A 6243-nucleotide genomic window follows, 5' to 3' on the forward strand; every position below is an offset into this window, starting at 1 on the left:
CCGGGCAGCAGGGCGCGCAGCCCGGTGTTGATCTCGGTCAGTTCCAGGCAGGCGGCCGTGCAGCGGTCGCACTCCTTGAGGTGCCGGCCGACCTCCGCCGAGGCCCGCTTGCGCAGCGAGCCCCGCGCGTACGCCCCGAGCCGGTTGGCGTAGGCCTCGCAACCGCTGTCCTGGCTGCCCGAGACGTGCGCCTGGAGGAACGCGGCGGCGAGCCGGTCGCGGGCCCGGTGGGCCTGGACGGCGGTGGCGTTGGCGGTCTTGCCGAGCATCACCGCGACGGTCTTCGGGGACTCCCGCTCGACCTCGGTGTGCCAGAGCACCATCCGGTCGTCCTCGGGCAGTTCGGCGTAGGCCTGCATGACCATCCGCTGGTCGGCCATCGCCATCGCCCAGGCGTCGGCGCCCGGGTCGGCGAGGTCGAAGTCGACCACGGCGGCCGAGGTCTGCGCGAACACGGCGAAGTCGTCGACGAGTTGCTCGCGGCGCTCGCTGCGGTGCCAGGCGGCGGCGACGTTGCGCACGGCGGTCAGCAGGTAGGCGCGGACGGCGAACTCGGGGCCCTTGCCCGCCCGCAGCGCCTGCAGGGTGCGGGCGAACACCTCGCCCGCGAGGTCCTCGGCGGTGAAGTTGTCCCGGCAGCAGGTGCGCGCGTACCGGCGCACCGAGTCGGCGTGCCGGCGGTAGATCTCCTCGTAGGCGGTGTCGTCGCCGGCCCGCACCCGGGCGGTCAAGTCGGCGTCGGAGGCGGGGCGCTCGCCGTCCACCGGGTCGGCGGGGGCGGGCACGGTCGGCCGGGCGGTGCGGCCGTCGCCGGTGAAGGGGTCGCCGACGAACGCCTCGGGGGCGACGCCGCCCCGGCCCGCCGGGGCCTGCCCGGGCACCCGGCCCGGGGGCAGCGCGGCGGCGGAGGCGGAGAGCGTCTCGCGGCTGGGCATCCCGGCCTGGTCGGGGACGTGTCCGGCGGCCGAAGCCGCTGCGGCGCCCGGCACTTGGGCCGACCCGCCGACGCCGTTCAGACTGCAGGGCCCCTCGTCGGGATCACCGGAGAGGCCTCCGAAGTCGAGGCCGTACCCGTAGTCGTTCTGTTCCTCGGCGCTCACAACGGACCCCAGATTCCACGACAGCCCCCGTAGTGTGGCAGGGCGCGCGGGAGTGCGCAGGCGCACGGTTCCCCGACGTACGGCGCCGACGGCGCGCGAACGGCGCGCATCGGGACATTGGCTCCAACCACGGGCAAAGGATGGCATAGCGCAGGGACCGGCGGAAGCCGGACCAACCGCCTTCCACTCCTCCGAGGGGCCGTCGCGGGGGTGTTCGCCCAGCGTGCGGCGGTGGGGTGTGCGACTCCCGCACCCGGCGCGCGCATCCGGGCCGCGCGCCGGTCCTCCCTCCAACTCCCGTACCCGCCGGGCGTGGCGGACCGGTCGGCCCGGGTATCAGCGCTCCCGCAGGCCGTCCAGCAGGATCTGCAGCAGCCGGTCCGAGGGGCCGGCGGTCGGTTGACCGTCCGTCTGCGGAGAAATCGGCGAGAAACCGCCGGCCGCCTGCGCCGAGACCGACGGACGGGCCGCGTGCACCGGCACCGAGGCCGTCAGCACCAGCACCACGTCCGACACCGTGACGCCCGGACGCAGTTCGCCCGCCGCACCGGCCCGCGCCACCAGGGCGGCCAGCAGCTGGAGCAGCAGCCGGGGATCGGCGTCGGCCGCCGACGGCTCGACCACCCCGCCGGAGCGGGCCTCCTCGCCGCGCAGGTCGAAGCGGACCGCCGCGGGCGGTTCCGGCGCCCGCTGCTCGGGCACCCGGCCCAGTTCCTCCGCGTACCGGAACGCCTCCGGCGGCAGCAGCCGCCCGGCACCGGTGGACACCGCGCGGGCCAGGTAGCCGGCCAGCGCCTCCCAGGCGCCGTCACCGCCGTACAGCGACTCCCGCGCCTGCGCGGTCAGCCACGCCACCTCCTCGGCGGCGATCCGCTGGACCAGCACCTCCTTGCTCGGGAAGCGCCGGTAGACGGTGCCGACCCCGACCCCGGCCCGGCGTGCGACCTCCTCCATCGGCGCGCCGTAGCCGAACTCGCCGAACACCTCGCGGGCCGCCCGCAGCACGCTCTCCAGGTTCCGCCGGGCGTCGACCCGCAACCTGGCCCCGGGCACCGGCACCGCGGCCGGCGCGGGCTCGGCCCGGTACGCGACCGCCGAGTACGCCGACCCGCTCTGCGGCGGCAGGTCCACCGGGCCGCGCTGCTCCGGGACCGTGCCCGGTCCGGCCTGTGGTGCACCCACCCGCCCCAACACCTGCTCCTGATCCATCATCCCAACTCTCCCCCGCAGGCGTCCGAAACCGGACCCTGTCGTCGCCCGCCCCTGCACCCCCCGGTGCAGCTCAGCCCGTCAGAAATGACCCGATGACCCATTGCTCGTGCCGCCCGTCCCGTTCCGGTGACCACGGTCGTGCCGCCGTGCCGGGTCCACGTCCGGCTCGGCGCGTCGGCACCGTCCGGGGCCCTGTCCGGGAACTACCCTTCCCCGGATGACTGTCCCCCAGTCGGGTTCTCACGCCAACGCTGGAACTGGCCGTAGTGGCCGCTCCACGGTGCGTCGCCGCCGATTGTCATGGCGACGGCCGCCCCGGTACACAATCCGACCATAGTTCACCACTCTCCGAGGCCGAAAGTGCGTCAGAAAGTCGCCCAGTAAGCACAACTGGCCACGACGGTCACTCGTGTCGCAACCAGCCCCGTACGGACTGTGGACAAGACGACCCCCGCCGGTCCTTCATAGGGGGCGTGATGGGGGGACACCCCCGGCCGCGGGGCGGCCGGGACGAAACGTCGCATCGGCAGGAGGCGCACCATCAGAATCCTGATCGCCGGCGGCGGCTGCGCCGGAACGGCCGCCGCACTCCACCTCCAGCGCGCCCTGCGGGAACGGCTGCGGCGCGGAGAGGTGGAGATCACCGTCGTCGAGCCCCAGGCCTACTTCACCTACCACCCGCTGCTGGCCGAGGTGGCGGCCGGCTCGATCGACCCGAGACACGTGGTGGTCCCACTGCGCCGGGTCCTGCCGGACTGCCGGGTGCTCACCGCCCGGATCACCCGGATCGAACACGCCGCCCGACGCGCCCTGGCCGACGCCGCCGGCCCCGGCGAGACCCCCGCACCGGTCGAACTGCCCTACGACGTCCTGGTGGTGGCCCCCGGCTCGGTCTCCCGCACGGCACCGGTGCCCGGCCTCGCGGAACACGGCCTCGGCTTCTCCACCGTCGGCGAGGCGGTGGGCCTGCGCAACCACGTCCTGGAGCAGCTCGACCTCGCCTCCGCCACCCGCGACCCGGCGCTGCGCCAGTCGGCGCTCACCTTCGTCTTCGTCGGCGCCGGCTACGCGGGCGTCGGCGCGCTCGCCGAACTGGAGGACATGACCCGCACCGCCGTGCGCGGCTACCACAACGTCCGCGCCGAGGACCTGCACTGGGTCCTGGTCGAGGCGACCGGCCGGATCCTCGCCGAGGAGTCGCCCGAACTGGCCGCGCACACCCTCGGCGAGCTGCGCGAGCGCGGCGTGGACATCCGGCTGCACACCACCCTGGAGTCCGTCGCCGACCGGGTCGTGGTGCTCTCCGACGGCAGCCGCTTCGGCGCCCGCACCCTGGTCTGGACGGCGGGCGTCCGGCCGGCCCCGCTGCTGCGCGAGACCGACCTGCCGCTGGACACCCTCGGCCGGGTGCGATGTCTGGCGACCCTGCAGGCCGTCGGCCCGGACGGACGCGCCCTGCCCGGCGTCTGGGCGGCCGGCGACTGCGCCGCCGTGCCGGACCCGAACGCGGACGGAGCGCCCTGCGCCCCCAACGCCCAGCACGCCTTCGCCCAGGCCGAGCTGCTCGCCCGCAACGTCGTGGTGGCCCTGGACGGCGGGCCGCACGCCCCGGGCCTGGCCGACTACCGGCCCGGCCCCGCCGCCTGCTCGACCTCGCTCGGGCTGCGCCGGGCCGTCGCCCACACCAGGCGGGGGGGGGGGGGGGAAGGGGGGGACGAGGGGGGGGGGGGGAGGGGGAGGAGGGGGGGGGAGGGGGGGGGGGAGGGGCGCACCGTGGGGGGAGGGGGGTGCGGGGGTGGGGGGGGTGGTAGACGGCCCGGGGCTTGGCCGCCACCTGTCCCGCCCCCCCCTCCTGCTCGCCTTCTTTTTGGTTGCTCCGGCCCTCCCCCCCCCCCGTCCCCGCGCTCTGCCCCCCTTCCCCCCCCGCCTGGTGGCTGCACCGGGCCCGGCACCTGCGGCGGCTGCCGAGCGCCGAGCGCCGGGTGCGGGTGCTGATGGACTGGGTGCTCGGCGGGGTGTTCTCCCGGGAGGTGGTCTCGCTGGGCGCGATGGAGCACCCGCGTTCGGCCTTCGAGGGAGGGTTCGGCCCGAGGTCCGACCGGCCGTCCGACGGCGGACCGGATGCCGCCCGGTGACCCCACCGGTCGACCCGGGCCGGTGGCCGACCGAACGGCGGGCCGGAGGGTGGATCGGAGGGCGGAACGGACGGCCACGCCGGGCGCGCGACTTCCGGAACCGGGCCTCCGCCTGACAGGATCAGCCCGACCTGGTCATTACCCCGTGTGCTGCTGCGCACACAAAAAGTGATGATATGCCTGGAAAACGAGGAAGCGGCCGTCGTTTGAACCTCATGCGCTGGAGCGCCCGGCTGGCCGGAGTCCCCTGGCGTGCCCTCCCACCCCACGGGACCGGCACCGAGGACGGAGCCCCCTGCCCCGACGGCGTCGTCGTGCCCGGCCCCCGCGACCCGAGCAGCCCCGCCGCCACCGCCGAGCTGCTCGACCCGCACAAGCCGCAGAACCTGCGCGAGGTCCTCAACCGCATCCCCGCCCCGGTCGCCGTCACCTACGGCCCGCTCCACCAGCTCGGCTACGCCAATCGGGCCTACCGCGAACTCTTCGGCGAACGCCCCACCGGCCTGCCCGCCGGCGAGGCCCTCCCCGAGCTCGCCACCATGGGCGTCCTGCCCCTGATGGACCAGGTCATCCGCGGCGGCCGCCCGCGCAGCGTCAAGGCCCGCTGCATCCTCGGCCTCACCGGCAACCGCTACTACAACGTCTCCTGCGTCCCGCTCGGCACCGGCGAGAACGGCGACGCCCCCACCGAGGGGCCGCCCGCCGGAGTGCTGATCTTCGCCGCCGAGGTCACCGACCAGGTCCTCGCCGCCGCCCGCCTGCGCGAAGCCGAACGCCGCCAGCGCGAGGCCGCCGTCACCCTCCAGCGCAGCCTGCTCCCGCAGAAGCTCGACCAGCCGGCCGGCCTGCGGGTCGCCGCCACCTACCAGCCGGGCGGCGCCGAGGCCGCGGTCGGCGGCGACTGGTACGACGTGATCGCCATCGACGGCGGACGCACGGCACTCGTCATCGGCGACGTCATGGGCCGCGGCCTGCGCGCCGCCGCCGTCATGGGCCAGCTGCGCACGGCCGTCCGCGCCTACGCCCGCCTCGACCTGCCCCCGCACGAGGTGATGCGCCTGCTCGACGGCCTCGCCATGGAGATCGACGCCAACCAGATCGCCACCTGCACCTACGCCGTCTGGGACCCGCGCCGCCGCACCCTCTCCTACGCCTCCGCCGGACACCTCCCCGTACTCCTGCGCTGCCCGGACGGCACCATCCTGCGCAGCGAGGAACAGAACGGCCCGCCGCTCGGCACCGGCGGCGGCCTGCACGTCTCCCACACCCTGCGCCTGCTCCCCGGTACGACCGGCGTCCTCTATACCGACGGACTGGTCGAGCGCCGGGACGAGGACATCGACCAGGGCCTCGACCTCCTGGCCCGCACCCTGGCCGGAGCCATGGGTGCCCCCGAGGTGATCTGCGCCCGGCTGCTGCGGGCGATGGGCGTGACCTCCGAGCACGACGACGACGTCGCCGTCCTGGCCTTCCAGCTGCCGGCGGAGGAGGGTGCCGAGAAACCGGTTGCGCCGGTTGACTCGGCGAGGCCGGAGGTCTAGTGTTCTTCGAGCTGCCTGGCAGGGAGCACCGGACACGCGTCAGCGCGGACGGTCCCGGGGCAGCCAATCCTCTGAAACACCACTTCCCGGTTCGGGCCGGGTCGCTTCGTCGTTTTCACGTTGCGGCCTGGTGCTTATTCGGCGTGCGCATTTTATTGGGTTGCGGTCGGATTCGCTTTTCGGAGCGGGGATCGGCTAGAGTTTGAAACGTCGGACAGGGCGTCAAGCCCCGGAAGACACCGGCGAGTTGGATGA

4 protein-coding genes and 1 pseudogene are annotated in these 6243 nt (G+C 74.9%); 3 read left to right on the forward strand and 2 right to left on the reverse strand.

Annotated features, from left to right (window positions below; translation table 11 throughout):
• Together ACFVGO_RS39080 and ACFVGO_RS39085 are read right to left on the reverse strand one after the other, a co-directional pair.
• Positions 1-1100: sigma-70 family RNA polymerase sigma factor (locus ACFVGO_RS39080; protein WP_380636917.1), on the reverse strand; the 1100-nt coding region annotated here is incomplete at its 3' end.
• Between the two features lie 336 nt (positions 1101-1436).
• Positions 1437-2312, reverse strand: a complete 876-nt coding sequence (locus ACFVGO_RS39085; protein WP_359915441.1) for a helix-turn-helix domain-containing protein — start codon at positions 2310-2312, stop codon at positions 1437-1439.
• 552 nt (positions 2313-2864) lie between these two features.
• Here ACFVGO_RS39085 and ACFVGO_RS39090 point away from each other — a divergent pair.
• The 3 genes and pseudogenes from ACFVGO_RS39090 to ACFVGO_RS39100 form a co-directional block, all read left to right on the forward strand.
• Positions 2865-4307, forward strand: coding sequence for an NAD(P)/FAD-dependent oxidoreductase (locus ACFVGO_RS39090; protein WP_380636921.1), 1443 nt, complete (start codon positions 2865-2867; stop codon positions 4305-4307).
• Positions 4307-4447 (forward strand): hypothetical protein, encoded by a 141-nt coding sequence (locus tag ACFVGO_RS39095; RefSeq protein ID WP_380636919.1) that lies wholly within the window; start codon positions 4307-4309, stop codon positions 4445-4447. The genes ACFVGO_RS39090 and ACFVGO_RS39095 overlap by 1 nt, the downstream gene beginning before the upstream one ends.
• A gap of 206 nt (positions 4448-4653) precedes the next feature.
• Positions 4654-5946: pseudogene (locus tag ACFVGO_RS39100) on the forward strand (SpoIIE family protein phosphatase); the annotation flags it as partial.
• Between the last annotated feature and the right edge of the window lie 297 nt (positions 5947-6243).

The sequence above is a fragment of the Kitasatospora sp. NPDC057738 genome (assembly GCF_042798815.1).
Taxonomy (GTDB): Bacteria; Actinomycetota; Actinomycetes; order Streptomycetales; family Streptomycetaceae; genus Kitasatospora; species Kitasatospora lactacystinica.

What these genes read in the sequence shown, in the direction of transcription:
- ACFVGO_RS39085 (WP_359915441.1), bottom strand. Translation starts at nt 2,312, where the DNA reads ATGATGGATCAGGAGCAGGTGTTGGGGCGGGTGGGTGCACCACAGGCC.
- ACFVGO_RS39095 (WP_380636919.1), top strand. Translation starts at nt 4,307, where the DNA reads ATGGACTGGGTGCTCGGCGGGGTGTTCTCCCGGGAGGTGGTCTCGCTG.